This is a genomic window from Haloferula sp. BvORR071 (assembly GCF_000739615.1).
Taxonomy (GTDB): Bacteria; Verrucomicrobiota; Verrucomicrobiia; order Verrucomicrobiales; family Akkermansiaceae; genus Haloferula.
Genome location: NZ_BATP01000045.1, coordinates 99,436 through 126,082 on the forward strand (window position 1 = coordinate 99,436; position 26,647 = coordinate 126,082).

Consider the following 26,647-nt stretch of genomic DNA (forward strand, 5'->3'; position numbering starts at 1 on the left):
TCCCATGGCTGGTGATTCTCCAGAAGCTATCAAGAAGGCCGTCCGGCTTTACCTGTTGATCGGCGCTGTCCTCTTCGGCGGCACGCTGCTCACGGTGGCGGTGGCAATGGTCCCGTGGCTGGACTTCGGCCAGCATGGCTTCGACACCGCGGACCTTTGCATCGGCTTGGCGATCGCCACGGTGAAGGCGACGCTGGTGGCGCTGATCTTCATGCACCTTAACCACGAGCGGCGCCTGGTTTACTGGCTTTTCGGCTTTGGTTTGGTCGCCGCGTTTTTCTTGGTCGCCCTCATCGGCCTCGCGAAGTGGGATCCGATCCATTACAATGGTTTCAAGACCGGCGTTCCGGGCTCGGAGCACGTGGTGCCCTTCAAGGAAAACCGGTAAGCAACGAACCTTAATTCCAACCGCCCAAGCGTATGTCCCTGAAAGCTTTCCATATTGTTTTCGTGACGGTGAGCACCTTGCTCTTCGCGTTCTTGGCGGTCTGGGCCTTCGCTTTCGCGGCGGACCGCACGGCGATCATTACAGGACTCGGCGCGGTGAGCGCGGCCGCGGCTCTGGGGATGCCGGTTTACGGGGTCTATTTCTACCGCAAGGCCCGCAAGATCATCGTCTAACCGAACCGAACACCCTCGAACGGCCATGGACAGCTTTTCCCTGATCGCTTGCGCGACCTGCCAGCTCAACAACCAGAACGACACGACCAATGCCGCTGGCTGGTCGATCTTCTTCATGCTGGGAGTGATCCTGCCGATGCTGGGCACCGTGGTATTCTTCCTGGTGCGGATGGCCCGCCGCAGCGCCCAAACCCTGGACCCGGAGCTCTGCGATCCGCGTGATCTGGCCCCGCACTAGTTCTCCTTTCTCTTTCCTTCCCGACCGACCGACCGATCTTCATGAGTCCTTCGAAATTCCTCAGCATCCCGGAATGCTTTTCCGCCCACGGCGGCCGCGTGGATCACCTGATTGACGTGGTCCACTGGTTCATGATCGCGCTTGGCGCCGGGTGGTTCCTGTTCTTCGCCTACTGCCTGATCCGTTTCCGGGCCTCGGTGCATCCGCGTGCCTCGTATCACGGCGTGCGCAACCACATCTCGAGCCACCTCGAAATCGCGGTGGTGATCATTGAGGCCGTGCTGCTGCTCGGCTTCGCCTTTCCGCTCTGGCACGAGCGCACGGATAGCTGGACGGACGTGCAGAAGCTCGACCCGATCCGGGTGCGGGTGGTTGGCTGGCAGTTCGGCTGGACCTACCACTATGCCGGCAAGGACGGCAAGTTCGGCCGCATCAATCCGCAGAAGATCACCAGCAACAGCGACCCGGGCATCGACTTCGATGATCCGAACGCCCAGGACGACTTCATCACGCCGACCCTGAAGATCGCCAAGGACCGCCCGGCGATTCTGGCCATCACCTCGAACGATGTGATCCACAACTACGCGATCGTGCCGATGCGCATCCAGCAGGACGCGATCCCCGGCAAGGAGATCCCGATGTGGTTCACGCCGATCAAGACGCTGGAAACCGCAGTCGTCTGTGCCCAGCTCTGTGGCGAAGGTCACGGCAACATGGTCGGCCAGATGGAAGTGGTGGAAAACAAGGCCTTCCAAAGCTGGTTTGACGAGCAGTCGGCTTCCGCGCTGAAGACCCACGCTCCGGCGGCTCCCGCAACGGCGGAAGCCCAGAGAGCTCCGGCAGTGGAGACGGTGAGCCGCTAAGGCACACCAAGAAGAGATTTCCCAAGGGCGGAGGGGCAAAGATCCTTCCGCCCTTTTTCGTGCCTAGCCCGCCCGCCAGTCGGAGGGGCGTTGGCCCTTCTCAGTAACGAAGGCCTTGGTGAAGTGGCTCAGGCTATTGTAGCCGACCTCGAAGGCGGCCTCGGTGACATTGCAACTGCCGTCGCGCAGCAGCACGGCCGCGCGGTCGATGCGGATCTCGCGGAGCTTCTGGCTGAGCGTCTTGCCGCTGTGCTGGCGGAAGAGACGGCTCAGGTAATGCGGCGCACAGCCGACGTGGCGGGCGACGGCGTGCAGGTCGAGGTCTTCGCGGAAGTGCTCGCGCAGCCAGAGGGTGGCGGTATCGATCCGTTGACGGAGCGGATCGTTGGAGGTGCTGCCCGGCTTTGGGGCTGCACCGAATAGGCTGAAGCATTCGAGGCCCTTGCCGCGGAACCAAGCGGCGCGGAGCGAGCGGGGGACCGGCGGCTGGAGCAGGGATTCGCAGAGGTCGCGCTCCGCGAGGTTCATGGAGCGCAGTTGGCCGAACTGCGGGAGACCGCTTGGGTCAGCGCTTTGCAAGACCGGATGCAGGGCTGATGCGGAGTCTCCGAAATTGGTTTCCAGCCAAGCAGGAGTGGCGGAGAGGACCACGAAGCGGTGGCGGCCACCGCCGGGCAGACGGCTGGCGTGAATGCTCTCGCGCTCGCCGGGTCTCAACAGGGAAACCGTGCCAGGCACGATGCCGAGGCGGATGCGGTGACCCAAAATCACCGCGTGGCCGTCGAGATTCAGGACCAAATGCCCGGTGGCGGGGCGAAGGAGGGCGCTCCAATCCACCGCGTGAGTGAGCTCGACGTCGATGCCGGTGACCGCAACGCCCTCTCCTTGGTGAAGAATGGTGGGGTGGAGGAAGGCAGACATGGGGTGGCTCGGGGCAGATTGGGCCTTAATTGCGATTGAGTCGCAAGAAGAAGATTTCGGGATGTCGCCAGATTGCGCCGGACTAGCGGCGGCTTATAGGGAAGGAGGGCCGGGCGCAAGCCATCGCCACGGAAAGGCAAGTCGGCGGGAGCGGAGTGGGGGAGCGCGCGGGAGCATCGCGCATCGGCTGCAGCCAGCCGTCCGAACACATGAAAGCACCCCGCCGTTCTCGCCGCCCGCTCTTCCTTTTGCCTGCGCTTGCCGCCGTTCTGGCTGGCCCCAGCGCCTCCGCCGCGTTTGTGGTGTACGAGGGGACCGGATTGTTTGCCCCCTCCTTCCGGAATGGTCCCGCGGCGACCTACTTCGGTTGGGCTTATGGCACTTGGGATGGCAATCCGCCGCCAGCGGTGGGTGAGCCGGATCCCAGCCCGGACATTATCAATGGCACGCCCTCGATCAACCCGGGTGGCCTGCCTGGCGCCGGGTTCATCACCCAAGGGTCGAGCATCGATATCGTCTCCGGCAGCAACAACATCTACTCCGATGTGAACACCATCAATGGTGCCGACTTGCAACTCCACATCCCGACCGCCGGAACGGTGGGGACTGAAGGTTTCACGACGATCATTATCCAGGGCTCCGGTTTGTCCGGCGCGCTGTTTGGTTTCAGTGGCGCGCTGGATGGCTTCGGCTTCGGCGAGATCAATGGCATCGAACCGGAGTATCTGATCACCCGGAATGCCAGCGGAACGGCCCAGTGGTGGGCGAAGTGGGAGCTGCCGGGCAATGCGGCCAGCTACACCGTGGATATCTTCGGGCAAGAGGGCTCAAGCGGTGGCTCGGTGCTGTCGGTGACCGACCTGCAGGTGGACACTGTGTTCTCGAGCAGCGGCTATGCACCGGATACGGCGATCGTGCCGGAGCCTTCGGGGATGTTGCTGTCGCTCCTGGGTGTGGGTCTGCTGATCCGTCGCCGCCGATAGGCCCCATAAGACTGATAGGAGCTATGAGACCTATAGTATTTTCGATGTTGCTGGCCCTCGTTCTGCCAGCTGCCGCCGACGAGAAGTTCGATCAGGATCGCAAGGCGATCCTCGCGATGGCGGGGGAGTTCAAGGTGGGCTTCTACTTTAGGGAGACCTTCTCGCTGCGGGATGACTACAAGCCGGTGGAGAAGCCCTACGAAGAGGAGGCCTTCGAGACCGTGAAGGTGGTGGAAGACTCCGGGAAGCGGATCATCCTCCAGCACATCCTGTTGGCTGGGCCGGCGGTGGTGAAGCATTGGGCCCAGATCTGGACTTATGAGGACACGGAGATCCTCGAATTTCAGGGCAACCGGGTGTGGACTACCAAGAAGATCGAGCCCGCCGAGGTGAAGGGCAAGTGGAGCCAGCGCGTGACGCAGGTCGATGATTCGCCGCGCTACGAGGGCATCGCTGCCTGGGAGCATCATGAGCAAGCGAGCGAGTGGACCGCTCAGGCCAATCGACCCAAGCCGCGGCGCGAAGAGAAGCGCGAGGACTACGATCTCCTGGTCGTGACCAACCGCCACACGATCACTTCCGAGGGTTGGTTCCACGAGCAGGACAACACCAAGTGGGTGAAGCGTGAAGGGAAGGAGTATCCGCTGGTGCGGGAGATCGGCTTCAATCCCTATACTAAGGTGAAGGACCATGACTTCGCCAAGGCGAATGCCTATTGGGACAAGACCTCCGCCTTCTGGAAAGATGTGCGTCAAGTCTGGGAGGAGTTCTACGCCGCCCAAGGCAGCGTCAAAGTGCAAACCAAGGCCGACCCCGGGCTGCTCATGGACGTGGTCGCGGATCTGGTGGAAGAGACGTAAGACGGCAAGGCACCGGACCTCGCGAAGATCCGCGAGAAGCTGAAGCCTTTTGTGGTGGCGCAGTGAAGGATCCATCCCTGCCGCGCAGTGGCGGCGGGGACATCCCCTCGATTCAATGATGTCGATTTTCTCCGGAGACTCGCCCCGCCTGAAGGGGGCAGCCCTTCCACTATCTTTCCTGGTAATTGTCGCCATTGGTATGGCGCTGCAACCCGCTCCGGCGGCGGATCCTGAGGAGGAGTCCGCCGCCGGGGATGAGGGTGGCGGCCTGAATGAGGTGGTGGTGGTCGGAACTCGGACCGAGCAGCCGTGGATCGATGCCAGTGGTTCGGTGCTGCAGATCACTGCGGATGACCTTTTGCGCAGCGGCGCACAGGATCTCGGAGGCTTTGCGAAGTATGATCCGACGGTTTCATTGCCCTTCGATTTCGCCAGCGGTGATGGAGCCTTTGCCTACGGGCAATCCGGCTACGGAAGCATCAACATCCGCGGCGCAGAGGGCAACCGCGTGGCGATCGAGCTGGATGGAATCCGCCAGCCGCCAGAGTACGTCTCCACTTCCTTCGACATGGGCAGCGGCGACGGTGCGGGCGGCATTGGCCGGGATTATTTCGACCCGGCGATGTTCGATCTGGTGGAGGTCTTGAAGGGCGGTACCAGTGCTCTCTACGGCAGCGATGCCTTGGGCGGCGTGGTCACCTTCAGGACCCCGGAGCCGGAGAGTCTGCTGAAGGGTCACAAGGTGGGAGGCTTGGCGCGAGCCCAGTATTTCTCGGTGAATGAGAGTGTGGCAGGACAGTTCGGCGGAGCTTTCAAGGAAGGCGATACCGCGGTGATGCTGCTGTATGCCGGACGCGAGGGTCAGGAAACGGCGAACAACGGTGTGGAGCCGCCGAATCCCACGGACTTCACCTCGCACTCCGCGCTGCTGAAGGCGGAGCACCGGACGAATGAGCATTTCCTGCAGCTGGCCCTGGAGATCTTCGAGCGCGATACCTCGATCAATGCGCGGAGTGCGGTGGTCTCGCCCTTCCCGGTCTTCACAGACCACGTTTACAATGACCAATTGTTGGACCGGCAGCGCGCCAGCCTGAAGTGGCAATACACGCCACAGGCCGGCTGGGTGGATCAACTCGATAGCCTGGTCTACTGGCAGCATGCAGGAAGCCAGAGCGACAACGATTCGGCGTCGAAGCCGCGGGTGATCGGCGGTGTGCCGATTCCGGGGACCCAGCGCACCCGGCAGCAGCGCATCAACTTCGATACGGATATCGCCGGTGTGAATTCAACGGCTCGCCGGGACTTCGGCAGTGAGGATGCCGTGCTGCACGCGGTGATGGCAGGTCTCGATTTCTCGATTGAGGGCGGCGACAACCGCTACACTCGCGTCGATTCCGGCGCGCCCTTGGACCACAATCGGACGGCCTTCGCGCCGACCGATACCACGCGGCTTGGCTTCTTCCTCCAGGATGAGGTGAAGATCGCGCGGCGCTGGTTCATTACGCCGGGGCTGCGCTTTGACTGGCAGAAGATCGAGCCGGATCCGAATCAGGAATATCTGGATCGCTTGGCAAGCCTGGGGCGCTTCGCGCAAGAGCCGCCGGATGAGTATGAGAATTTCTCGATCGCGCCGCGGCTGAACCTTGCATGGAAGCCAGTCGATACCATGCAGGTCTACGGAAGCTGGTCGCGTGGGGTACGCAATCCTTCTGCGGAGGAGCTGTCGATGATCTTTGATCACCCGCCGTCCGGAGGTAGTCCGGCTGGTGCCCTGACCGTGCCGAATCCGAATTTGAAGGAGGAGCAGAGCGATTCCTTCGAGCTGGGCTACAAGGCGGAAGGCAGTGCCGGGCGCTTCCAGACGGCGCTCTTCTATACCCGCTACCGCGACTTCATTGAGAACGGAGTCTTCACCGGTGAACTGGATGAGGATGGCCGCGAGATCGTGACCACGATGAACCGCGGTGAGGCGGAGATCTACGGCTTCGAACTCGGCGGTGTGCATAATCTTGGCTACTGGTCGAGCAAGGTAGAGGGCTGGCAACTCGGGCTGAGCACCGGCAAGACGATCGGTACCAATCTAACGGACGACGTCCCTCTCAATTCGATCGAGCCATGGAAAACCGCCGCATTCGCCGGATACGAAGATCCGAATGGCAAGTTCGGCGCGCGCTTGACCGGCATCTATACCGCGGAGGTCGACCGCGTTGACGACAGCACCAACCAAGGGGCCTTCTTCCGGCCGCCGGCGTGGTTTACGCTGGATCTCGCGGCCTGGTGGCAGCCGACCGAGACGCTCGCGATCAATGCGGGGCTGAACAACATCTTCGACGAGAAATACTGGGCCTGGGGATCGGTGCGCCGTGGCAACGGCCACCTCGGTGGCAATGGCACCACGGATCGTAGCACCGCGCCCGGCCGGAATTTCAGCGTCTCGATCACCAAGACATTCTAACAAGATGATGAAAGCCGCATTGCCTTTTCTTACGCTCCTGGGGAGCGCCGCCGCGGAGACCGTGACGCTCACTCCTTCCCAGGATAGCGATGTCTATGCCTTCTTCGATGCGCCATCCTTTACGCCGGACTCGCTGAATGTGGGCGCGGATCCGAATCAGGCTCACGGGCACCGCTCGCTGATCCAGTTCAATATTGCATCGCTCACGATACCCGCAGCGGAGATCGGCACGGCCAAGATCCGCTTGTTCTCGATGATCCCGAACTCGACGAACGGCGGTGGTTACCGACCGGGGAATGTTTCCATCCACCGTCAAGGTACGGCGTGGAACCTGAACACCACCTTGCGCTGGAATAACATCCAACCGCAGGAGCTGGCGGGAACCCTGGTGATGACGGCGACAACCAAGGACGCGTGGGTGGAAGCCGACATCACTGAACTGGTGAAGCAGTGGGCCTCCGGAGCGAAACCGAATTACGGGGTGGCACTCAAGCCGGAGAGTGAAAGCGCGGAGCCGTGGCTGAACGTCGAGTTCGCCTCCATGGAGCTGACCAACTTCAAGCCGCAACTGGTGGTGACACGGGCGGAGCCGCTTGCCGTGCCGCCGGTGCTATCCCTCACCCAGCAGGACGCCCAAGTCGCGCTCGAATGGCCGGTGAGCGGGAGCAGCGGGTGGGTCTTGCAGGAGGCGCTATCTCCCGCAGGGCCGTGGGTGGCCAGCGGAGCCAGCGCGACTTCGGCGAGCGGCTTGTGGCGGGTGACACAGCCTGTGAGCGGAGGCTCGAAATATTACCGCCTGAGCAAATAGGCGCCCCCTCGCATCACATCAGGCCGCGGGGGCCGACAAGCGAACGGCTTGGCGACGACTCTCACGGCAGATCTTCAAGTGACCGGGAGCGAGACTTTGGAAATGGAGTTCGGCGCTGCCGGCATCGGCGAAGACCACATGCTTGCGACTGGCATCGGCGATGCGGATGACGCTGCCATCGGTATCAAGGAAAGCGGGGCGGAAGGCGACAGCGCAACGATGCAGGCCGGAGTGGATCTCCAGCTCAAGGCAGCGGCAGGCGTCGAGCGCGGAAAGTAGATTCCAATCGGTGGTCTGGGTGAGGGTGCTGCTCGTCTTCCAATCGTCGAGCCACGCACCCGCTCCTAGGCAGCGGCCTTCGCGCGGATCGATGGGGATGGCCTGACATTGGTCGAGCAATCCGAGAATCGGCCGCGAGCGCCAGTTCAGCGACTCGAAGCGGAGCGAGAGATCGACCTCGCCACTGATGCCGGCAGTGGCGAAGACGGGCACGCCGTCATCGGGATCCGGCAGGAGATAAGCATTGCGCGCGGAGCAGAGATCGGTCTCCAAGCCGCTGATGGCGTCGCGTAGTAGATGCCAGCCTTGGCGGCCATCAGTGACGCAGAGGCCGAAGGAAGTCACCTTTGCGAGGCTCAGGCCTTCCTCGCGAAGGATAAGGGTGCCCTCGCCGAGCAAGCAGAGATGGTTGAGAACTTGGGCCAGCGGTCCTTGCAAACGATGAGCGACTCCGGTGTTGCGGGAATGAAATGTTCCGGACATGTGAGCACCATAGCCGCGACCCACGGTGCCTGCTCCCGCGGCCTTGCGAAAGTCTGGCGCTGGATTGTCGGCTTGTGGGAAACGGAAAGTGCTACCGGATGAAAGGGGCGGCGGCTCTCCCGCGTACCCTCCGCCTGCCCATGAAACGCGTCCTGATTGCCCTACTACTTTCCTTCCTCACGCTGCGGAGTGCGAAGGCCACGGACTTCGCCACGGAGATGCTGGGGGCAACCTTCAAGTTCTTCCACCCGGACTCGACTTCGACTTGCGTATTGGTGCGCCGCGAGGCCGACCCGGCGCTCTATCTGGTGACCTGCGCACACACGCTGGAGCGAACGAAGGGGGATACCGCCACCTTGGTGCTGCGCCAGGCCGAGGAGGACGGATCCTATAGTCGCCATGACCACACGATCACGATCCGCCGTGGCGAGCAGGCCTTGTGGACACGCCATGCGAAGGAGGACGTGGCGGTGCTCAAGCTGGAGGGCGAGCTGCCGGTGAAGGTGGCAGGTCTGCCGGAGTCGGCACTGTTAGATGAAGCGGGCTTGAGGGCCTCGGGCGTGCACCTGTGCAGCCCGCTCTTCGTGCTGACCTTTCCGGAGCGCTTCGAGGCGAATGGTGCAGGCTTTCCGGTGGCGCGGCAGGGGATTTTTGCGAGTCCGCCGCTATTGCCGGAGAAGAGCCACCCGACCTTCCTGGGCGACTTCACCACCTTCGCGGGCGACAGTGGCGGACCGGTCTTCATTCCAGGCGAGGGCGATCATCCGCGCGTGGCGGGAATCGTGATCGGCCAGCACCATCACGAGATCAAGACGACGAGCGCCTTCGAGGAGAGCACGGTCAAGCTGCCCTTGGGGATGGGCATCATCCTGCATGCGAGCTTTGTGCGGGAGACGCTGGCGGCTGCTGCAGCCGCGGCCCCAAAGTGAGTGATCACTTCACTTCGCTTGTTCTTGCGCGCCGTTCGGGCTGAGCACGAGGTCGTCCATCGTGTAGGGCGAACGGTCGGGGCCAGCAGAGCGCAGGCCGATGCGCCGGAACTCCTCCGGATGGACGACGATCGGCGAACCCCAACGGTCGACGATGCTGCCGTCCTTGCCGAAGATCGGGTTGCTATCGTGCACGAAGACCTCGCGGTTCGGGTTCTCCCCGCGCAGGGCAGCGGCGAGATCGAGATTGCCGCCGATGGGGTTGCGGCTGGCGTCCTTCACCACCGAGAAGTAGCCGGTAATCACGCGATGGATTTTGCGCAGGTCTTCGATCGGCGAGGTGTCTGGCTCGCCGTAGCCTTCAAGCAGCTTTTCCGCAGCCGTCGCTCCTTGTGCTGCGGCGGGAGCGATGCCCTGGCCACGGCTGTCCTCGCGAGAGGTCTCGGGCGGGGCAGCCTTTCGAGAAGGAAAGAAACGCCAGGCGAGGAGGGCGATCAGGGCAAGGGTAACAGCAATGAGCAGCGCGCGCGGGTGGGTCATGACCGGGCAGCCAGGGCTAGGGTTCAGGGTGGGCTGGACAAGCTGTACGTTAGCCGGCCCGGCTTGGCAAATTGGATCGGTCGACCCACCGCGGATAACGGTTCTTGTGGCCGGTTAGACGCGGGGGAATTCCGCTGAGCCGGCCATGCCCAAGTTCAGGCGAGGAAGCCGACCGGATGGGCACTACTAGCCGGATCGTAGAAGTTCCGGATATTCGGCAGGACATCGTCCATGTCACCGGCTGTCACGCCGAACCAGCGGAGCAGCTCGCAGAAATAGGCGTCTGCGGAGACCTTCGGGAAGATCCGTCCACCGCGGCCGATGTCGTCCGCACCGTCGATGACCAGAGAGGGAAAGCTGCCGCGGACCTGGCCACCGAGGATCGGACCACCCATCACGAGCTGATTGCTGGACCAGGCATGGTCGGTGCCTTGGCCGTTCGAGCGCAAGGTGCGGCCGAAGTCGGAGCAGGTGAAGGTGATCACGTCATTGGCCAGGCCAAGTTCTTCGAAGCAGGACTGGAGCGCATAGAGGGCTCCATCCAGCACGGAGAGCATGTTCTTGTGATTCTCCAGCAGCTCGGCGTGATGATCCCAGCCACCGAACTCGATGAAGATCGTCTGGCGCGCGAGCTTGAGCTGCTGGCGGATGGCGATGGTCTTCACCGCGGCTCGGAATTGCGCGGAGATGTAGTGAGCGGGGAATGGCGCATTGGCCACCACCGTGGCGACGCTCTTGCCATTCAGTGTGCCGGGAGCGGTGTAGGATTGCTGGAACTGCGCGCCGCGCTCCACGCTATTGGCGGTGGTGCGGGCGTGGGTGCGGTGGAAGAGATTGCTGTAATGATCCTCGACCGGGCTGGCGATGATATCTCGCATCGCCTGGTCCTTCGCCACGAGGGCGGGCGACGTGCCGCCGGTACCGGTGAAGCTCAGCGCTCCTTCGCCCGTGATGACGAATTGTCCTTCGCTCTGGCCGATCTGGAAGGCGGAGTTGCCAGCCATCGAGAAATTCATCGGCATGTAGTAGCCGGCGGTTTGCTCGGTATTCAGCGTGGAGTGGATGATGTCCGCCGCGCGGCCTCCCCAGCCGCTCAGCACATTCATGCCTTGGGGGACCGAGGTCTGCCACTGTTCGATCTGGTCGCGGTGGGAGAAGAGCGCCTTGGGAATCTTGATGCTACCGTTGAGATAGGCCTGCTTGTTGGTGATCGGTTCGATCAGGGTGCCGACATTCGAGACGAAGGACAGGCGCTTCTTGCCGGCGAAGGCACCGGTGCCATTGAACATCTCGGCGAGCTTGCCGCAGGAGGGATGGACGCCGAAGCCGGTGCCGGTGAGCGGCTTCACGCTCTTGGTCGGATCCGCATGGTTGAGGGGGATCGCGAGGTTCGAGCGGGAGGCCGCGTATTCCGCATAGCGCGCATCCGTGGGAATCAGGAGGTTGAAGGTGTCGCAGCCACCGGAGAGGAAGACGCAGACCAGGGTTTTGCGCTGCCCGCCGAAGCCCCCTTGGGCCGCGGCGTGGTTGGCCATGGTCAGGTTCAGCAAGGTGGATAGCACCGAGGTAGAGCCGATGGCGGCACAACTGGCTTCCCCGAGGAATTTGCGGCGGCTACGCATGGGTGGCGAAATTTGAAATCTGATGTCCGGGGGGCGACAGGCGGCTACTTGGTGCCTTGCTCGTCTTGGTTGTCAGGCGGAGTTTTTACCTGAAATGTGTTCTTACTGAGATCGTAGCTGACCAAGGCCTCGAGGCCGTCTGAGAAGTGGGAGCCGCCGATCTTGAGCACGAGAGTCTTCGAGTCGGGAGACCAGCTCACCCTGTAGATTGCAGCGGTGTAGAGGTCCTTGAACTTGATGGGCGAAACAGCATCGGAAGCTGCCCACATCCTTTCGTCGAATCCTTGGATCGAACCCACGCGGCCGTTTTCCTCGACGCGGTAGAGCATTGCGATGCTGTTGCCCAACTCGGTCTTTTGATGGCGGAGAATCCAGCGCTCATCGGGTGAGACGAAGTAGATTCCGCGGCAAGTCATGACCTCAAGAGGGGCCTCGCCAAGGCTGGTCTTGGCGAAGACCACCTTCTCCGCGATACAATGTGGATCTTCCCAAGCCGGCTCCCTGTTCACCCTCACGATCGAGAATGCCTTGCCGGGAGATGTGAGCGGGGTTTCTCCCGGAGGTTTCCCGCCAGCCTCCGCCTCCTCCGCGCCGTGGCAAAGGCGGCAAGAGAACAAGAGTGTGAGCACAAGATAGAGGAACGCGCGCATCGGTTTCAGCGTTGGATACTGCCCTCCGGACAGCACATGGCGAGCCACGCGGCGAGCGCCACGCGATCCTTGGCGGTGAGCGCGGAGTTGGAGATCGCGTTGACGATGATCCCTCGGGTCCGAGTGGTCATGGAGCCGGCGCAGATCAGGAGGTTCATGTGGTCGACCAGTGCTGCGGGATTCTCGGCGAGTAGCAGGGCACCGCTGTAGTCGAGTGGGTAGTTCCACTCCCACGCGGAGGTGAAGCCGCGGTGCAGGTAGTCCCAGGCGAGATTCGGGAAGGAGATCGAGGAGAAGGTGTCCACGATCTGGAAGCCGGGGCTGACGAGGCCGCTGTTGCGGATCTCACCAGGCGCTTGGTAGACGGGCGTATAGAAGTTGAAGACACTCGGTGAGTTCAGCGGCTCCTGCTTGGTGTAGCCGTAGTAGTTTTCCGGCCAGTTCCACCAGACGAAGTCCGGGTGGGCCTCGGCGAGCTTGAAGATACGGCCGAGGTGCATGGTGCGGATCACCGGTTCACGGACCTTGCCATAGGTCGGAGAGGCCGGCTGGGAGCGCGCCTCCGGATCGAGCAGGATCGTCTTCACCACGGCGGCCAGGTTGCCGCGCTTGCCTGTGCCGTCATTGACGAAGACATCGTGCACGCGCTTCACGTAAGCGGGCGAGGGATTGTCCGTGACAAGGAATTGAATCAGCTGCCTGCCAACGAAGGTCGGCGTGTTGGGATGGCGGAACATCGCCTCGACCGCGTCCCGGACGTCTTGGAGGCCGTTGGTCTCGTTCTCCTCGCGCGCGGGCACCACGAAGCCACCGGGGATATGCTTCACGCCGAAGTCATGGCGCTCAGGATACATCACCATCGGCAGCGTGAGGTGCGAGTCCTCCCAGCCGCCGCCGCCCCAGCCGTAGGGCGAGGCGAAGTAGAGGCCGGTGAAGACGCGAGCCATCTCGGTGATGCCGCCATTGTCATAGGTCGGGATCGGCTCGCCATGGATATCGAGCTTGCGGCTGCCATCGGGATTGAGCTCCCACAGGCCGATGCTGAAGAGCTGCATGAGCTCGCGGGCGAAGTTCTCGTCCGGGTAGCGCGGGATCGATGGATCGGCCTTCTGATTGCCCGCGTGGCTGAGATACCAGCCCATCGCCGGGTGCATGGCCACCTCGCGCAGGAGGTCGCCATAGTTCCCCAGCGAGTTGCGGATCAGCATGTCGTAGTAGTTCGCCATGCCTTCCGGCTTGTCCTCGAGATTGGCATCGCGGCGCGAGACCACGAGGATCTGGGACAGCGCGAAGGCCACGCGCTGGCGCAACTGGTCCTCACCACCGATCGCGGCACGCGCGAAGGGAGTGGTCATATTGTTGCCGAAGACGTATTTATCGAGCTGGTTGAAATTGTAGGTGGGATCGACATGCGACCCTGCAGCATCCGCCTTGATTTGCTTGATGTAGGGCGAGAGATAGGATGGTGGCGCGGCAATCTGCTGATCGATCCAGCCAGCGTATCCCAAGGCGCGAACCTGAGCGATGTCCTGAGGCACGGGGCCGAAGCTCGCTTGCATCAGGAAGCGCGCGGCATTCGTGGCTGAAGGCGTGTCCGGGGTAGTGGTGCCGGGGCTGCCTCCGTTCACGGCCGCTCCTTGCATCCGCTCTAACAGAGCAACAGCATCCCCGCTGAGGGACTGGCCATTGGCGCGGGTGATCGTCTGGCCCGCCGAGGTGGCGGAGCTGGTGGATGTGCCGAGCACCTTGGCCTCCACCCAATCCTCGACGCCATCGCCATCGCTATCGATCGGGTTCACCGTGGCGCGGTAGAAGCCCTTGCTCGGGGTCAATTGATTCGAGGGAATAGTCAAGCGGCGCAGACCGCCTGATACCGTGGGCGTGCCGCCGACAGTGCTCCACCCCGTGAGCGCATCGCTCTTCTCGATGGCATGCGCCTTGAAGGGAAGATCGGTCCATGCCAAGTCGAAGCCGCTGGGGCCAATCGTGCCGGTGAGGGTGATCCGCGAGTTGGGATCGCCCGGATCGGTGCCAGCCTGGCTCTCGGAGAGGTTGCTCATGCCGTCACCGTCATCGTCAGCCAATGGCGCGCGAGGCGTGCCGCCAGCCCACAGGGTCCAAGCATCGGAGAGGCCATCGCCATTGAGGTCGGCGAGATTCCCGGTGAAGTTGAAACCCGCGGGCCTGCTGGCGGCGGCCAGCGGATCGGAGCCATAGTTGATCTCCAGGCCGTCGTTCGCGCCATCGTCGTCGCTATCGCTATCCCGCGGGAAGGTGCCTGCGAGGAACTCGCGCAGGTTGCTCAATCCGTCGCCGTCAGCGTCGAGGTTGGCATCGCTGGCGCTGTTTGGATTGAAGCTGTTCGCCGTTTCCCAAGCGTCCGGCATGCCGTCGCTATCGGTATCAAGGACGCCCACCGCCGTGGGCGTGATGAAGGCCTGAACGCCCGGCTCGATCGCCAGGTCGAAGTGGCCCGGGTTGCCGTTCGCATCAGTCCAAACCGTGTTGCCGCTCATTAGCGAAGGATCGGTGGCAATCGCATTCGCAGCCGAATAGGTCGCCAGGGTCACCGGGCTGTTCGGATTGCTCAGATCCGCCAACAGGAACTTGAGAGTCCAGGAATTGCTGCCATTTGCCGCGCGCACCGCCGTGAATTCCATGCGCAGTGGCTTCGAGTCATCCGCCTCGCCGAAGCCGCTGAATCCATAGGTTTTGGTGTGGTCCGTGACGCCATCCCACTCGAAGTCGGTGTCCCAGTAACCATCGCCATTCGCCTGGTGGAAGACTTCCTGGATGCAGCGGAAGCGGTGCATCAGCTTGCCCTTCGAGTAAGCAAGGCCGATGCCGATCTGATGATTCCAGCCGCCGCCGTTGATCGTCGCGACAGCCTCACAGAGCATCGCGTCGTTGTTGGGGATGGCCCCGAGCATCGACTGCGAGTGGTTCCAGAGCAGGCGGATGTTATCGATCCGCCAGCGCCAGGTATTGGTGGCGGCATCCCACTGCGGCACGGAGGGCGGGAAGTTCGTGGCCGACATCGGGTTTGATCCGATGGCGTGCTCGACCGCATCGGAATAGCCGTCGCCATCGCTATCGGCCGAAGTGGGCAGCGAGTTGAAGGGCGTGGCGTGGACCTCCGCGCCGTCGGTCAGCGTGTCGTTGTCGCTGTCGGGATCGAGAGGAGAGGTGCCGTAAGCGGCTTCCTCGCCGTCTAGCAAGCCGTCCTTGTCCGTATCCCGATCGTGGGGATCGCAACCGGCGGCGATCTCGGCGCTGTTCGACATGCCGTCGCCATCGGCATCGGCGTTTGCGTCGGGAAGCAGGGGATTGAAGCCAAACTCCACCTCGGTGGCATCCTTCATCCCGTCGTTGTCGCTGTCGGTGAGGGTATCGATGATCTGGATGCCGTGGATGCAGGCCGGCGTATTGACCGGCGGTGATTGCACCGAGACGGTCTGCGTGCTGCCGCTCAAGTTGGGATAGCGCACGTAGTTCGCCGGCCGGTAGTCGCCATCCGTGGTGCTGGTCGCTTCGATGAAGCCGTGGAAGGGCGGTGCGGAAGCGGCACCAAAGTAGCGCTTGCTCGCCGCATCGCTGCCGCGCTGCACATAGCCGATCCTGCGATTCGGGGCGCTGTCGCCCGCGCTGTCCGGATAGACGGCTCCGACATACACCAGCAGATCATAGGTCGCGTAGGGAATGTTGCTAAGCGTGACGGTTGCTGGAGTGACCACGCTGCCGTTGTTCTCGCTGCGGATCATCCCGTCATAGAGCCGCTCATTGCCCGGACCCTTGTGCAGCCCGTCCTGCGCATAGTGATAAGTCCACGAAGCACCGATCGAGGTGGTCAAGCCGCGGTGATTCTTCAGCGCGGTCATGCTGCCGGTCAGGGTGGTCCCTGTCTCGCGCCAGGCGGGAAGCCAGGGCGTCACGTTCCACCACGGCAGCCGGAAGTAGCCGGCGGGCTCATGCACGGGAAGAGCGGCGGAGGACTGCGCTTCCGAGATGAATTGCAGGCTGACCGCATTCGGGAAGTTGAAGGGGCGCGAGGCGTCGCTATTGGGATCGCTACCCTGCTCCAGCTCCACGTTGTCCGGGTAGCTGTCGTTGTCGGTGTCGATGAGCAGGGGGCTGCTGCCGGTCTCCTCGCCATCTGCGAGGCCATCGCCATCCGTATCCCGCTTGAGTGGATTGGTGGTGATTTCCTGCGCGTCCGTCAGACCGTCGTTGTCCGTGTCCGGATCAGTCGGGTTGGTGCCGGCTTGGAATTCCTGGAGATTTGTCAGGCCATCGCCGTCGGTATCCAGCGTGGCGTCTGCGAGGGCCGGATTCAGCTCGTAGTCCTCCTCGAACCATAGTGGCAGGCCGTCACCATCGGCATCGGAAAGAGCGTCGGGATCGACCTCGAGTTTCAGGTAGTCGAGTTGGATGTAGCCGCCGTTGCTTCCGCCGGTGCGCTCGATCTGGAGGACATTCGCGCCAGCCACGGCATTCACTGCCGAAGCTGGCACCGTGAAGCTGAGGAGCGTGTTCCAGGTGATGCCGTTGCGGGTGCCGACCGGCTGCCCGTTGAAAGTGATGCTGATATCGTGGCTGGAGAAGCCGGGAATCGATTGGCTTATCCACGCACCGCCGCCGAAGAGATCCACCGTCATTTTCAAGCGGCTGCTGGAAGCGGCTTGAGCCGCGCTGAGCATGAAGTGGACCCTCTTGCGTGGGTCGCCCTGGCTAGCGGCGCGTTCGAAATTCGCGAGGCTTTCGGCGCTGGCGACCGTGCCGACCCCCGGATAGGTGCCGGCGAAGTAGTAGTCGTCGTCCTTCACCGATGCCGAGCCGGGGGCGCTGTTAGGCCCGAAGCTCTCCTGCGAGAAGGGTGCAGTGCTGTTGTCATCCGACCCCAGTTGCCAGACCGGGTCATAGGTGGCTGCGGGAACCTGACCCGCCGCGCATGCGAGGATCGACAACAGGACCAGGCGACTATCCGGGTGAGCCATTAGCGGCCCGTGATCCTTCACAAGAACGCCCTTTTTGCAATTCAACGATTCCGGAAAGCCGCCGGCATGCTGAATTTCAGGGGAAATGCGGCGGAATCGTCACCCGGAAGGCCGAATTTGCTCCCGGAAGGAACCGAGTGACTCGCCGACACCATCCGAGCAGTCGATTAGAAGCAACTCGTCACCCTCGATTCGCCACAGGGCTCGCTGGCGGAAGTGGCGGGCGGTCTCCAGCGCTTCCTCCGCACCGGCCGGGAACGCCCAGCCAGGTTCACGGTGGGCAAGGTCCGGTGAACAGCCGATGGCACGGAAGTACTGGATCTGTCGTAGTTCAAGCAGAGTCCGGAGTTCATCGTCCCGCTGCTCGTTGGCCTCCTCCGGCGTCGCCTCATCCATCGGATTGTAGGCCGTGATGATCACGAAGGAAGCGGGCAGGGGAGAAGGAGAAGCTTCGAGCAGGAAGACGGTGGAATAGTATTCCGGAGGCAGGGACATGGGATTCGTTGCTTTGCGATGGATGCGATCAGCGGCTCTTGTTCCAAAGCGCCGAGTAGAATCGCTCTGGCTCTAGCCCCACCGGCAAGCCCGAGACCTGCCCGTCTCCAGTCTCCACGATCATCCAGCTGCCGTCTTCCAAGCGGGCCACGTCGATGGTGATGAACTGCGAGCGGAATTGCCGCGCGATGGCGGTCCAGCGCCCGATCTCGTCCATCGGGCTCGGCGGCGTGCGATCCGCCGGCGCCAGGCATTCGCCTTGCCAGAAGAACAAGCGCGATTCCTCGACCAGCGGCAGGCCGTGGATGTCGCTGCCGCGCTCGACGATCGGCAGGAACTCGCGCAACACCACGCCGCGGTTGAAGAGCTTGCCGCGCTCCTCGCGGAAGACCCGGAAGATCTCCAGGAAGCGCTCGCGAGTGGTCCCGGCCGGGATGTAGCAGCCATCCTTCCAGCGTGCCTTGGCGGACTTCACCCAGTCCTTGATGATCGTGTCTTTGTCACGGAAGCCGTGGTAGAGCTCCCACGCGGTCTCGGGATCATCCCCTTCGATCCACTCGCTGCGGGCCGTATTCCCCATCGTGATAGGGTAGGCGAGCGGCAGGTAGTGAGCCTGGTCGTAGGCATCCGGGAGAGTGACAGGAAGATAGCCACGCTCTACCGCGGCATCGTGGAAAAGCCGGTAGGTCTCGCCGTTTACCATCCAGCCGCGGATCAGCAGGCTGCGGTCCGTGCTATCGGCGGGCATTCCGCGCAGGCAGCTCTGCATGTTTCCTTCTTCGAGATCCTCGTGCGAATAGAGCACGCACTGGAAGCCGACGAAGCGTGCGGCTTCATACTCCGTGACGAAGTCGGGATCCACGCGCTGCGGCGCGAAGGGCTCACAGGGGAATAGCAAGATCATGGCAGGCGAAGCAGGGGTTTTCCGAAGTGACGCTTTTTCTTCAGTGGCTTGGGTCCGTAGCGGGCGATTGAGAAACAATAGAAGGCCATCCAGACGCCGAAGATCTGGAGCCCGACGAACGCGATGAACTCACTCCACTGCCATTCACGGTCGATGACGCTGTAGCTCGGATCGGAAGGATCGACCCAAGCATCGACCGTTCCGCCCTTTTCAAAAGCGTTCATCATGAGCAACCTCAGATCCCACCTCTCGACGAAGATGCCGAGATGCTTGCTGGTGAACTGGCGTCCTTCCCATTGGTAGGAGTAGCTTGCGACCATGCTGGTGGTCGGGCTCCTCCCCTTGTGGTTGAAGATCTTCAGGGATTCGATCCTGGCGGGCGTCCTGATGGCATCGCGGGCTTTCAGATATTCCCTGACTTTCATCGTCAGACCAATGGACACCGCGATAAAGATCAGCGCTCCGATGCACCCCATGACAGCCGCGAAAACAGGACCCGTTTCTTGGGTTCGCACTGGCTCGTACTTTTGCAGTCGGAGGTTCACGGTGTGAATGGCAGCTACTAACAAAAACGGCCCGCAGGATTCCTGCGAGCCGTTTCCGATTAGAATTGTCGCGGGTGATTATCCTTGTGGCGCAGTAACCACTGCCACCGGCTTCTTCTGCACCTGGATGCGCAGGTCGCGGAGCTGCTTGGGATCCACCTCAGCAGGGGACTGGCTCATCAAGTCGCTGCCCTTGTTGTTCTTCGGAAAGGCCATGACCTCACGGATCGACTGCTCATTGCAGATCAGCATGACCAAGCGGTCGAGACCGAGGGCCAGGCCACCGTGCGGCGGTGCACCGAAGCGGAAGGCATCAAGAATGTGGCCGAACTCTTCCGCGGCGGTTTCATCGGAGATACCGAGCGCCTTGAACATCGCGGCCTGCAGGGGCGCCTCGTGGATCCGGATCGAGCCGCCACCGAGTTCGGTGCCATTCAGCACGACGTCGTAGGCTTGCGCGCGGAGATCCGTGGAGAGCTCGCCCTTGAGCAGCTTCTCCTCGTCTTCCTTGAGCGGGCGGGTGAAGGGGTGGTGCACGGCGACGTAGCGGCCGGATTCTTCGTCGAAGGCCAGCAGCGGGAATTCGGTGACCCAGAGGAAGTTCAGCTCTTCGTTCCCTTCCAAGAGATTCTGCATGTCCGCGCATTCCAAGCGGACGCGGCCGAGCACGTCGCAGGCAGGTTCCCACTGGTCCGCGGCGAAGAGGATCAGGTCGCCAGCTTGGATGTTGAGCTTGCTGCGCAGCGCCTCCACTTCCGCATCCGTCATGCGCTTCACGAAAGGCGAGCGCCAGGACTCGCGGTCATCGCCGCGTGCCTGGATGTAGGCAAGACCCTTGGCCCCGGCGGCTTGGGCGAGCTTGGTCAGCTTGTCGATCTGGCCGGTGGAGATGTCGGCGAAGCCCTTGGCATTGATTGCCTTCACCACGCCACCAGCGGCCACCGCACCGGAGAAAACGCGGAATTCGCAGTCCTTCAGCTCTTCCGAGAGGTCGACGAAGTTCAGGCCGAAACGGCGGTCCGGCTTGTCGGAGCCATAGACATCCATCGCCTCACGCCAAGTGATGCGGTCGAAGTTCGCCGGGATCTCCGCGCCACGGGCTTCCTTGAAGATCCGGCCAATCAGCCCTTCGACGAGCTTGATGATGTCTTCCTGCTCGACGAAGGAGGCCTCGATATCGATCTGCGTGAACTCCGGCTGGCGGTCGGCGCGCAGGTCCTCATCGCGGAAGCACTTGGCGATCTGGAAGTATTTCTCCAAGCCGCCGACCATCAGTAGCTGCTTGTACTGCTGCGGTGCTTGCGGCAGCGCGTAGAAGGAGCCCGGCTGCAAGCGGGAGGGCACCAGGAAGTCGCGCGCACCTTCCGGCGTGGACTTGGAAAGGATCGGAGTTTCGACCTCGCAGAAGCCCTGCTCGTCGAGATAGTCGCGCGTGGTCTTGGTCACGCGGTGGCGCGTGCGCAGGTTGTGGGTCATCCGCGGGCGGCGGATGTCCAGGTAGCGGTAGCGCATGCGCAGGTCCTCGTTGGAAAGCTCCTTGTCGAGCTGGAAGGGGAGCACTTCCGCCTTGTTCACCATCACCAGTTGCTTGGCCACGACTTCAATCTGGCCCGTGGCCAGCTTGTCGTTGGTAGTGTCCACGGTGTCGGTCTTCAGGCGGGCCGCGACGGTGCCGACGACTTGGATCACGTCCTCATCGCGCAGCTTGTGGCTGGCAGTCGCGGCCTCTGGGCTTTCCTCCGGACGGAAGACGCACTGGGTCACGCCCTCGCGGTCACGGAGGTCCACGAAGATCACGCCGCCTTGGTCGCGCACGGTATTCACCCAGCCGATCAAGGTGACAGTTTCACCGACGTGCGAGGAGCGGAGTTCGTTGCAATGATGCGTGCGCATGGGTCAAAAAGTGGAAGGTGCTCAGTGAGCGGTGATCAGTAAAAAGGCAGAAAATCAGGCGAGTAGCGGGCCGTCGGGTTCCTTGAGGCGGTCCTTCATCCAATCGGCGAGGTTGAGGACATGGCAGGTTTCCTCGCTCCGGGAGGAGAGGGCCTTGAGCTTGAGCTCCGGCCATTCGCTGCCGATGACGAGGGCGAAGCGGGCACCGCACTTCTCGGCACTCTGGAATTGCTTGTTCACCTTCGCCGGGGCGAGAGGGATGTCGCAGGAAATCCCGGCGTTGCGGAGGTCAGCAAGAACCTCCAGGGCCTGGGGGCGCTTTGAATCATCGGCGATCACGACGTAGACCTCGCAGGCGGCAGCATTGCGCTGCATCCATGCGGACATCAGAAGGTTCGGCTGCGCGGTCTCTTCGATGAGATTGCGGATCACGTAGTCACCCATCGCGAAGCCCGTGGCGGGCATAGAGACGGCACCGTCGGAGATCGTTTCAACCAGCGTGTCGTAGCGACCTCCGCCAGCGATGGCGCGCATCGACTTCTTCGAGTCGAAGACTTCGAAGACCACGCCGGTGTAGTACGCCAGTCCTCGTACAATCGAGAGATCCAGCGACAGGAAATCGCCCATGCCGCGGGCTGTCAGTTCTCCGCGAATGGTCTCAAAGGCCTCCGAAGCATTCTCCGGATTCGCAATGAAGGCATTCACATCGGCGCTGCTCAGACCCAAGGTCGCGAGCTTCTGCTCGGTCGCCTCCGGCTTGTCGCGCTCCAGCTTGTCGATGATCTGCAGGAAATCGGTGATGTTCTCCTCCTTCACCCCGCGCTGCGTGGCGAAGTTCACCCATGCCTGCCGGTCGGAGATGCGCACGATGAAGTCGCCCTTCTCGAACCCGAAAGTAAGCATCGTATCGATCGCCAGCGCGATCAGCTCAGCATCGGCGGTTGGACCGGCTTCGCCGAGGAGGTCCACGTTGAACTGGAAGAACTCGCGGCCGCGGCCCTTCTGCGGCCGCTCAAAGCGGAAGCACTGGCCGATCTCGAACCACTTCAGCGGCTTCGGGAAATCCCGCTGGTGCTGGGCGACCAAGCGCGCCATCGAGGGGGTCACCTCTGGCCGCAAGGTCACGTCTCGGCCACCTTGGTCCTCGAAACGGAAAAGCTGCGAGTTCAACTCCCCGCCGGATTTCTTCAGATACAGCGCGGTGTCCTCCAGCAGCGGCGTCTCGTATTCCACGAAGCCGTAGCGGCGTGCTACCGAGCGCCATGTCTCGAACAAATAGTTCCGGACCGCGGTGTCTTTCGGGAGAAAGTCGCGGAAACCGGGAAGTGCTTGGAGACGAGGAGCTGCCATGAGCGGGCGGGGAGGATGCACGGCGAATCCGGCATTTCAAGGGCAGAAGCAGCCGGTAAAGTTTGCTAGTTTTCAGTTTCCAGTTTTCAGGAACAGCCGGAGAAACTGTCCGCGCGCCACCCCAAGTGCCTTTCCCTGAGAACTGAACCCTGAAAACCAGCAAACTTCTTCATGCTCAGAACCCTCCGCGCCGTTGATTTCCGCTGCTTTTCCGGCCTCGGGCTGGAGATTCCAGCGGCTGGTGCGGTTTTCACCGGGGACAATGCCCAAGGCAAAACCTCGATTCTGGAGGCTGTCTGCCTGCTGGTCCGCCTGCATTCGCCCCGCACCCGCCGGATGCCAGCCTTGACCCGGATGGGGACCCCCTCGGGGGGAGGTTTCGGGATTGCGGGGGAGGCATGGGGGATGGAACGCCGGGTGCGCTGGCAAGCGGGCGGTCTGCAGCTTTCCGCCGATGGCGAGGAGCGGGATGGCCCCGGCGCCTACCTCGCCGATGGCGGGCTGCTGGTCTGGATGGGCAATGAGGACCTCGATCTGGTCCGCGGCCCCGCCGAGGGCCGCCGCCGCTACCTCGATTTCGTCGGCTCCCAGATCGAGCCCGGCTACCGCAGCGCCCTCGCCCGCTACCGCCGTGCCCTGAAGGCCAAAAACCTCCTGCTCAAGGACCCGCGCCCCCGTGAGGAAGAGATCCGCTCTTACGAGGAGGTCATGATCACTGAAGGCGACCTCCTCGTCGCCGCCCGCGATCGGATCGTCGCCCAACTCCTGCCCCGCGCCGCCACCGCCCAGCGCCAGGTCAGCGGCCGGGAGGAACTGCTCGAACTCGAATACCGTCCCGCTGGCGGGCACTGCCTGCGCGCCGCGATGGAGCAGGCCCGCGAGCGCGAGCGCCGTCAGCGCCAGAGCTTCGTCGGCCCGCACCGCGATGAACTCCTGCTCTCCATCAATGGCCTCGTCGCCGCCGAGTTCGCCAGCGAAGGCCAGCAGCGAACCCTCGCCCTCGCCCTCAAGCTGGCCCAAGGCGAAACCCTCGCCGCCGTCCGTGACAGCCTGCCCGTCTATCTTATCGACGACGTCTTTGGCGAACTCGACCCCGGTCGTCGCAATGCCGTGCTCCACGCCCTGCCCTCCGCCGCCCAGAAGTGGATCACCACCACCCATCTCGGCTGGCTGGAGGAAGCGCATGGACTTGGAGGAATGGCGCGTTACTCCGTGAGGGCAGGGGAGGTCACCACAAATACCTGATGTCCTCTTCGCAGCCTCGTCTCAATCTCGTTGTCTTGCGTTCGCCGGATATCCACCGAGCGGCGGAGTTCTATCGCCGCCTCGGCCTGTCCTTTACTCTCCACAAGCATGGCTCTGGTCCGGAGCACTACGCTTCAGAGAACAGCGGCATGGTCTTCGAGATCTATCCGCTCGGCGCAAAGTCCACTCCTACCACCGGCACGCGGATCGGCTTTCGGGTGTACAACGTGGATGCGATCCTTTCAGCGCTCCTAGAGACGGGGACCGAGGTCGTCACCGCTCCCGCGGACTCCGAATGGGGTCGCCGCGCCGTCGTCCGGGATCGGGACGGTCACTTGGTGGAGCTCGTGGCCCCGGCGGTGGGCGCGTGATGCGGCACGGGTGGCCTTATGGAGTGCGCGCGGCACGACGCCGCTTTGGCTTGGTGAGGACATGCTCTCCACCAATCCGTGACCTTCAACCACAGCGGCATCTACCCGGAGCCAAAGCTGCGTTGTGCCGCAGCACTCCATATCACCTCACCCTCCCACCCCACTCCTCCACCAATCCCCGCATCTTCCCGATCTCATCCTTCCACTCCTCATCCCCGATCCGGTTCTCCACCTCCCCCGGATCCTTCCTCAGATCAAAAAACTCCTCGACCCCATACTCCGGCCAGAGGATGAACTTCGCTTCCTTCGTCACCCACGCTTGTGAACTCGGAATGCGCTCTTTGCTCGTGATGGTCGGGTGCTCGTAGTAGAAACCCTCGCGCCATTCCCCACCGCCAGCATAGAGCGGGGAGATGTCCTTGCCCTGCATCGTCTCCGGCACCTTGGCTCCTGCGGCGGTGAGCAGGGTTTCGGCCAGGTCTACATTCAGGACCAAACGATCGTCCGTCTTCCCCCGGCGCTCCGCAGGAATCCTTGCATCCTTCACGATCAGCGGCACGCGGATGCTTTCCTCATAGGGATACCATTTGTCCGCCAGGCCATGCTCGCCGTGGAAGTAACCATTGTCGCCCGTGAAGACCACCAGCGTGTCCTCATATAGCCCTTGGGCCTTCAGCTCGTCCATCACCCGCCCGCAAGTGGTGTCCACCTCCGTGGCCATGCGGTAGTAGTTTTTCATCATCGCCTGGTATTTCTCCGGCGTATCGAAGCGCCAGCCCCAGCGCGCCCGGCCTTCGTTCTTCGGGTTCTGGAGAAAGGCGGGCAGTTTCCCGAAGGCTTCCGCGGTGGCGGTCGCAGGTACGGGAATCCTAGTATCCGCATACAGTCCCGTGCTCTCCGGCTGCGGCAGATATTGCAAGGGGTTCTCATCCTCCGCGTGTGTCGCGAAGAATGCGACGGTCAAGCAGAAGGGTTTGTCCTTCGGTCGCTCTCGCAGGAACTCCAGCGCATCCTGCTCATTCTTCGCCGTCACATGCACCGGCTTCCCATCATCGCCCTTCAGCCAATGCTTCCCGCTGTAAGCCCGGCCGAAGTCGAAGCCATCCACCGGGAACTTCCCGCAGTGCCACTTCCCCACATGCCCGGTCCAGTAGCCGTCCTGCCGCAGCAGGGCAGGAAAGGTCTCGGACCACGGAGTCTTGAACATCTCAAAGCTCCGGTTGCCATGCCGCGACATCCACTGGCCGGTCAAAAGAGAAGCTCGGCTTACCCCACAGATCGAAGTTGTCACGCAGGCATGCGTGAAGCGCAGCCCCTCCGACGCCAGCGCATCCAGCCGCGGCGTCTTCAGCACCGGATTGCCCGCACAGCCTAGCGTGTCGTGCCGCCAGTCATCCGCATACAGCAACAGGATGTTCGGCTTTCGCTCTTCCGCTGCTGCCGCGTGCCCCATCGCCATCAGGATCACCCAAAGAACCTTCATGCGCGCCTTCATTCGAAGATCTTTTCGACCAGCCAGACCCAAGCCCCAAAAATCTTGAAAGCACCCCAAGCGACGCCGATGACAACTAAAAGCATCAGCTCCACATTCGCGGGATAGGGCATGCGTCCCTTCATGGGGCACAACCTATCGCTTCAGCCCCGGAAGTGCAATGCCACCCACACCGCATCCACGGAGGTGGACTCCACCCGGTGGCGCTTGCCGGCAGGGATCAGCACGTGATCGCCGGCCTTCATCTCCATGACACCCTCGTCTTCGAAGCGCAGGATCGCTTCGCCCTTGGCCAGCAAGACCCATTCGTTGCGCTCCTGATCATACCAGAAGCCCTCCGGGCTTGCCGCGCCGCGGGAGATGATCTCTTCCAGTTCGAAGTCGTGCCCTTGAACGCGGGGGATGAAGGATTCCTCACCGGGCCTACCTTTCTCGTGTTCCCCCAGTCTTCCTTTCCGCATCTCCACCATCCGGCCGCTTGGAAACTGCGAGTTCAAGGCAGGAATCGAGGTGCCATTTATTCCCCGCCACGCTCCACTGGCGTCAGGGAAACTGAAATCTCCTTCCCGTCGCGCTTCAGCTTCACGGGGGAGGGGACTCCCGGGCGCAGGAAGTAAAATGCATTCACCGCATCGGCATAGTCGGCCAGCGGCCGTGTGCCTACCGAGAGCAGCACATCTCCGGTTTGGATTCCGGCGCGATCCGAAGGCGAGCCTTCCTGAACGCCCCGGACTTCCGGAGTGACCGTTTGTGGCAGCAATTTCAGGCCGATCCAGCCCCGCGAGACCTTGCCACTGCCTTGGACATCCTCGACCACGCGCTTCACCACGTCGGCAGGGATTGCATAGCCAGCCTTTGGCCCCGCTGCTTGGAAAGCGATTGCGACGACGGCCCCCGTCCCATCCAGCAGGGGCGTCCCGGTCGGCGGGACATTGCCGGTGTAGTCGATCTTCAGCAGCGAGAGCGGCAGCATCTTGCCGTTCACCTGCTTGAGCCAGCCGCTCGCGCGACCGCTGCCGCCGCTCATGACCTGGAGCTGTGAGCTGGCTTCCACGCTGACCTTGGCCGCCAGGGGCAGGACTTGGCCCGGCGGGCCCGAGACCCGG

At 62.6% G+C, this 26,647-nt stretch carries 26 protein-coding genes; 11 read left to right on the forward strand and 15 right to left on the reverse strand.

The genetic code is table 11. The features are described 5' to 3' along the window. The first annotated feature begins 4 nt into the window (after positions 1-4). Genes BV071_RS23820 through BV071_RS23835 form a run of 4 tightly spaced genes read left to right on the forward strand, consistent with a single transcriptional unit; the run spans position 5 to position 1,722 of the window. Positions 5-388 (forward strand): cytochrome C oxidase subunit IV family protein, encoded by a 384-nt coding sequence (locus BV071_RS23820; protein WP_035612419.1) that lies wholly within the window; start codon positions 5-7, stop codon positions 386-388. 32 nt (positions 389-420) lie between these two features. Then, entirely contained in the window at positions 421-621 is a 201-nt protein-coding gene (locus BV071_RS23825) for a hypothetical protein (RefSeq protein WP_035612421.1), read from the forward strand. A 25-nt stretch (positions 622-646) separates the two neighbouring features. Further along, positions 647-859, forward strand: coding sequence for a hypothetical protein (locus tag BV071_RS23830; RefSeq protein ID WP_035612423.1), 213 nt, complete (start codon positions 647-649; stop codon positions 857-859). Between the two features lie 41 nt (positions 860-900). Continuing rightward, on the forward strand, positions 901-1,722 hold the full coding sequence (locus BV071_RS23835) for a hypothetical protein (protein WP_052573811.1): 822 nt from the start codon (positions 901-903) through the stop codon (positions 1,720-1,722). Between the two features lie 63 nt (positions 1,723-1,785). Here the strand turns inward: BV071_RS23835 and BV071_RS23840 are convergent, their stop codons facing one another. Further along, positions 1,786-2,643 (reverse strand): AraC family transcriptional regulator, encoded by an 858-nt coding sequence (locus BV071_RS23840; protein WP_035612425.1) that lies wholly within the window; start codon positions 2,641-2,643, stop codon positions 1,786-1,788. 209 nt (positions 2,644-2,852) lie between these two features. On the opposite strand from BV071_RS23840, the gene BV071_RS23845 reads away from it, so the two are divergent. The 4 genes from BV071_RS23845 to BV071_RS23860 all read left to right on the forward strand — a co-directional run bounded on the left by BV071_RS23845 (position 2,853) and on the right by BV071_RS23860 (position 7,749). Then, positions 2,853-3,626: a PEP-CTERM sorting domain-containing protein gene (locus BV071_RS23845; protein ID WP_265594794.1), complete on the forward strand. Its 774-nt coding sequence runs from the start codon at positions 2,853-2,855 to the stop codon at positions 3,624-3,626. A 44-nt stretch (positions 3,627-3,670) separates the two neighbouring features. Continuing rightward, on the forward strand, positions 3,671-4,486 hold the full coding sequence (locus BV071_RS23850) for a DUF6607 family protein (RefSeq protein ID WP_081886197.1): 816 nt from the start codon (positions 3,671-3,673) through the stop codon (positions 4,484-4,486). A 199-nt stretch (positions 4,487-4,685) separates the two neighbouring features. Next, positions 4,686-6,941, forward strand: a complete 2,256-nt coding sequence (locus tag BV071_RS23855; RefSeq protein WP_035612429.1) for a TonB-dependent hemoglobin/transferrin/lactoferrin family receptor — start codon at positions 4,686-4,688, stop codon at positions 6,939-6,941. Positions 6,942-6,945: 4 nt separating this feature from the next. Continuing rightward, positions 6,946-7,749, forward strand: coding sequence for a DNRLRE domain-containing protein (locus BV071_RS23860; protein WP_035612431.1), 804 nt, complete (start codon positions 6,946-6,948; stop codon positions 7,747-7,749). 18 nt (positions 7,750-7,767) lie between these two features. Here BV071_RS23860 and BV071_RS23865 read toward each other — a convergent pair whose 3' ends face one another. Next, the gene (locus BV071_RS23865; RefSeq protein WP_265594795.1) at positions 7,768-8,511 is read right to left on the reverse strand and encodes a hypothetical protein; all 744 of its coding nucleotides are present in this window, start codon (positions 8,509-8,511) and stop codon (positions 7,768-7,770) included. 140 nt (positions 8,512-8,651) lie between these two features. On the opposite strand from BV071_RS23865, the gene BV071_RS33580 reads away from it, so the two are divergent. Further along, positions 8,652-9,440 carry a trypsin-like peptidase domain-containing protein gene (locus BV071_RS33580; protein ID WP_265594796.1) on the forward strand — a complete coding sequence of 263 codons (789 nt, stop codon included), beginning with the start codon at positions 8,652-8,654 and terminating at the stop codon, positions 9,438-9,440. Positions 9,441-9,449: 9 nt separating this feature from the next. On the opposite strand, the gene BV071_RS23875 is transcribed toward BV071_RS33580, so the two are convergent. The 9 genes from BV071_RS23875 to hisS form a co-directional block, all read right to left on the reverse strand. Next, positions 9,450-9,980 (reverse strand): hypothetical protein, encoded by a 531-nt coding sequence (locus BV071_RS23875; protein ID WP_035612435.1) that lies wholly within the window; start codon positions 9,978-9,980, stop codon positions 9,450-9,452. Between the two features lie 155 nt (positions 9,981-10,135). Then, positions 10,136-11,602, reverse strand: coding sequence for a DUF1501 domain-containing protein (locus BV071_RS23880; protein ID WP_035612436.1), 1,467 nt, complete (start codon positions 11,600-11,602; stop codon positions 10,136-10,138). 44 nt (positions 11,603-11,646) lie between these two features. Further along, positions 11,647-12,252 carry a hypothetical protein gene (locus BV071_RS23885; RefSeq protein WP_035612438.1) on the reverse strand — a complete coding sequence of 202 codons (606 nt, stop codon included), beginning with the start codon at positions 12,250-12,252 and terminating at the stop codon, positions 11,647-11,649. Positions 12,253-12,257: 5 nt separating this feature from the next. Beyond that, complete coding sequence (locus BV071_RS33585; protein ID WP_265594797.1) at positions 12,258-17,246, reverse strand: DUF1800 family protein; 4,989 nt, start codon at positions 17,244-17,246, stop codon at positions 12,258-12,260. A 99-nt stretch (positions 17,247-17,345) separates the two neighbouring features. Continuing rightward, positions 17,346-17,741, reverse strand: a complete 396-nt coding sequence (locus BV071_RS23895) for a DUF3293 domain-containing protein (protein WP_035612440.1) — start codon at positions 17,739-17,741, stop codon at positions 17,346-17,348. 28 nt (positions 17,742-17,769) lie between these two features. Continuing rightward, positions 17,770-18,645 (reverse strand): ATP-grasp domain-containing protein, encoded by an 876-nt coding sequence (locus tag BV071_RS23900; protein WP_035612442.1) that lies wholly within the window; start codon positions 18,643-18,645, stop codon positions 17,770-17,772. Next, positions 18,642-19,190, reverse strand: a complete 549-nt coding sequence (locus tag BV071_RS23905; RefSeq protein WP_265594798.1) for a DUF3592 domain-containing protein — start codon at positions 19,188-19,190, stop codon at positions 18,642-18,644. Before BV071_RS23905 ends, BV071_RS23900 begins: the two co-directional genes overlap by 4 nt. A gap of 78 nt (positions 19,191-19,268) precedes the next feature. Further along, positions 19,269-21,083 carry an aspartate--tRNA ligase gene (gene aspS, locus BV071_RS23910; RefSeq protein ID WP_035612446.1) on the reverse strand — a complete coding sequence of 605 codons (1,815 nt, stop codon included), beginning with the start codon at positions 21,081-21,083 and terminating at the stop codon, positions 19,269-19,271. A gap of 54 nt (positions 21,084-21,137) precedes the next feature. Continuing rightward, entirely contained in the window at positions 21,138-22,433 is a 1,296-nt protein-coding gene (gene hisS, locus BV071_RS23915) for a histidine--tRNA ligase (RefSeq protein ID WP_035612450.1), read from the reverse strand. 171 nt (positions 22,434-22,604) lie between these two features. On the opposite strand from hisS, the gene recF reads away from it, so the two are divergent. Both recF and BV071_RS33590 read left to right on the forward strand, forming a co-directional pair. After that, positions 22,605-23,678, forward strand: coding sequence for a DNA replication and repair protein RecF (gene recF / locus BV071_RS23920; protein WP_035612453.1), 1,074 nt, complete (start codon positions 22,605-22,607; stop codon positions 23,676-23,678). After that, the gene (locus tag BV071_RS33590) at positions 23,678-24,049 is read left to right on the forward strand and encodes a VOC family protein (protein ID WP_052573815.1); all 372 of its coding nucleotides are present in this window, start codon (positions 23,678-23,680) and stop codon (positions 24,047-24,049) included. Before recF ends, BV071_RS33590 begins: the two co-directional genes overlap by 1 nt. Positions 24,050-24,191: 142 nt before the next feature. Here the strand turns inward: BV071_RS33590 and BV071_RS23930 are convergent, their stop codons facing one another. The 4 genes from BV071_RS23930 to BV071_RS23940 all read right to left on the reverse strand — a co-directional run. After that, on the reverse strand, positions 24,192-25,508 hold the full coding sequence (locus tag BV071_RS23930; protein WP_343123408.1) for a sulfatase: 1,317 nt from the start codon (positions 25,506-25,508) through the stop codon (positions 24,192-24,194). Positions 25,509-25,540: 32 nt separating this feature from the next. Continuing rightward, positions 25,541-25,666: a hypothetical protein gene (locus BV071_RS35675; RefSeq protein ID WP_265594800.1), complete on the reverse strand. Its 126-nt coding sequence runs from the start codon at positions 25,664-25,666 to the stop codon at positions 25,541-25,543. Between the two features lie 18 nt (positions 25,667-25,684). Beyond that, the gene (locus BV071_RS23935; protein ID WP_265594801.1) at positions 25,685-26,038 is read right to left on the reverse strand and encodes a cupin domain-containing protein; all 354 of its coding nucleotides are present in this window, start codon (positions 26,036-26,038) and stop codon (positions 25,685-25,687) included. Positions 26,039-26,058: 20 nt separating this feature from the next. Further along, the coding region (locus BV071_RS23940) for a S1C family serine protease (RefSeq protein ID WP_035612455.1) at positions 26,059-26,647 on the reverse strand (589 nt) is incomplete at its 5' end.

What these genes read in the sequence shown, in the direction of transcription:
- BV071_RS23820 (WP_035612419.1), top strand. Translation starts at nt 5, where the DNA reads ATGGCTGGTGATTCTCCAGAAGCTATCAAGAAGGCCGTCCGGCTTTAC.
- BV071_RS23825 (WP_035612421.1), top strand. Translation starts at nt 421, where the DNA reads ATGTCCCTGAAAGCTTTCCATATTGTTTTCGTGACGGTGAGCACCTTG.
- BV071_RS23830 (WP_035612423.1), top strand. Translation starts at nt 647, where the DNA reads ATGGACAGCTTTTCCCTGATCGCTTGCGCGACCTGCCAGCTCAACAAC.
- BV071_RS23835 (WP_052573811.1), top strand. Translation starts at nt 901, where the DNA reads ATGAGTCCTTCGAAATTCCTCAGCATCCCGGAATGCTTTTCCGCCCAC.
- BV071_RS23840 (WP_035612425.1), bottom strand. Translation starts at nt 2,643, where the DNA reads ATGTCTGCCTTCCTCCACCCCACCATTCTTCACCAAGGAGAGGGCGTT.
- BV071_RS23845 (WP_265594794.1), top strand. Translation starts at nt 2,853, where the DNA reads ATGAAAGCACCCCGCCGTTCTCGCCGCCCGCTCTTCCTTTTGCCTGCG.
- BV071_RS23850 (WP_081886197.1), top strand. Translation starts at nt 3,671, where the DNA reads ATGTTGCTGGCCCTCGTTCTGCCAGCTGCCGCCGACGAGAAGTTCGAT.
- BV071_RS23855 (WP_035612429.1), top strand. Translation starts at nt 4,686, where the DNA reads ATGGCGCTGCAACCCGCTCCGGCGGCGGATCCTGAGGAGGAGTCCGCC.
- BV071_RS23860 (WP_035612431.1), top strand. Translation starts at nt 6,946, where the DNA reads ATGATGAAAGCCGCATTGCCTTTTCTTACGCTCCTGGGGAGCGCCGCC.
- BV071_RS23865 (WP_265594795.1), bottom strand. Translation starts at nt 8,511, where the DNA reads ATGTCCGGAACATTTCATTCCCGCAACACCGGAGTCGCTCATCGTTTG.
- BV071_RS33580 (WP_265594796.1), top strand. Translation starts at nt 8,652, where the DNA reads ATGAAACGCGTCCTGATTGCCCTACTACTTTCCTTCCTCACGCTGCGG.
- BV071_RS23875 (WP_035612435.1), bottom strand. Translation starts at nt 9,980, where the DNA reads ATGACCCACCCGCGCGCGCTGCTCATTGCTGTTACCCTTGCCCTGATC.
- BV071_RS23880 (WP_035612436.1), bottom strand. Translation starts at nt 11,602, where the DNA reads ATGCGTAGCCGCCGCAAATTCCTCGGGGAAGCCAGTTGTGCCGCCATC.
- BV071_RS23885 (WP_035612438.1), bottom strand. Translation starts at nt 12,252, where the DNA reads ATGCGCGCGTTCCTCTATCTTGTGCTCACACTCTTGTTCTCTTGCCGC.
- BV071_RS33585 (WP_265594797.1), bottom strand. Translation starts at nt 17,246, where the DNA reads ATGGCTCACCCGGATAGTCGCCTGGTCCTGTTGTCGATCCTCGCATGC.
- BV071_RS23895 (WP_035612440.1), bottom strand. Translation starts at nt 17,741, where the DNA reads ATGTCCCTGCCTCCGGAATACTATTCCACCGTCTTCCTGCTCGAAGCT.
- BV071_RS23900 (WP_035612442.1), bottom strand. Translation starts at nt 18,645, where the DNA reads ATGATCTTGCTATTCCCCTGTGAGCCCTTCGCGCCGCAGCGCGTGGAT.
- aspS (WP_035612446.1), bottom strand. Translation starts at nt 21,083, where the DNA reads ATGCGCACGCATCATTGCAACGAACTCCGCTCCTCGCACGTCGGTGAA.
- hisS (WP_035612450.1), bottom strand. Translation starts at nt 22,433, where the DNA reads ATGGCAGCTCCTCGTCTCCAAGCACTTCCCGGTTTCCGCGACTTTCTC.
- recF (WP_035612453.1), top strand. Translation starts at nt 22,605, where the DNA reads ATGCTCAGAACCCTCCGCGCCGTTGATTTCCGCTGCTTTTCCGGCCTC.
- BV071_RS33590 (WP_052573815.1), top strand. Translation starts at nt 23,678, where the DNA reads ATGTCCTCTTCGCAGCCTCGTCTCAATCTCGTTGTCTTGCGTTCGCCG.
- BV071_RS23930 (WP_343123408.1), bottom strand. Translation starts at nt 25,508, where the DNA reads ATGGCGATGGGGCACGCGGCAGCAGCGGAAGAGCGAAAGCCGAACATC.
- BV071_RS35675 (WP_265594800.1), bottom strand. Translation starts at nt 25,666, where the DNA reads ATGAAGGGACGCATGCCCTATCCCGCGAATGTGGAGCTGATGCTTTTA.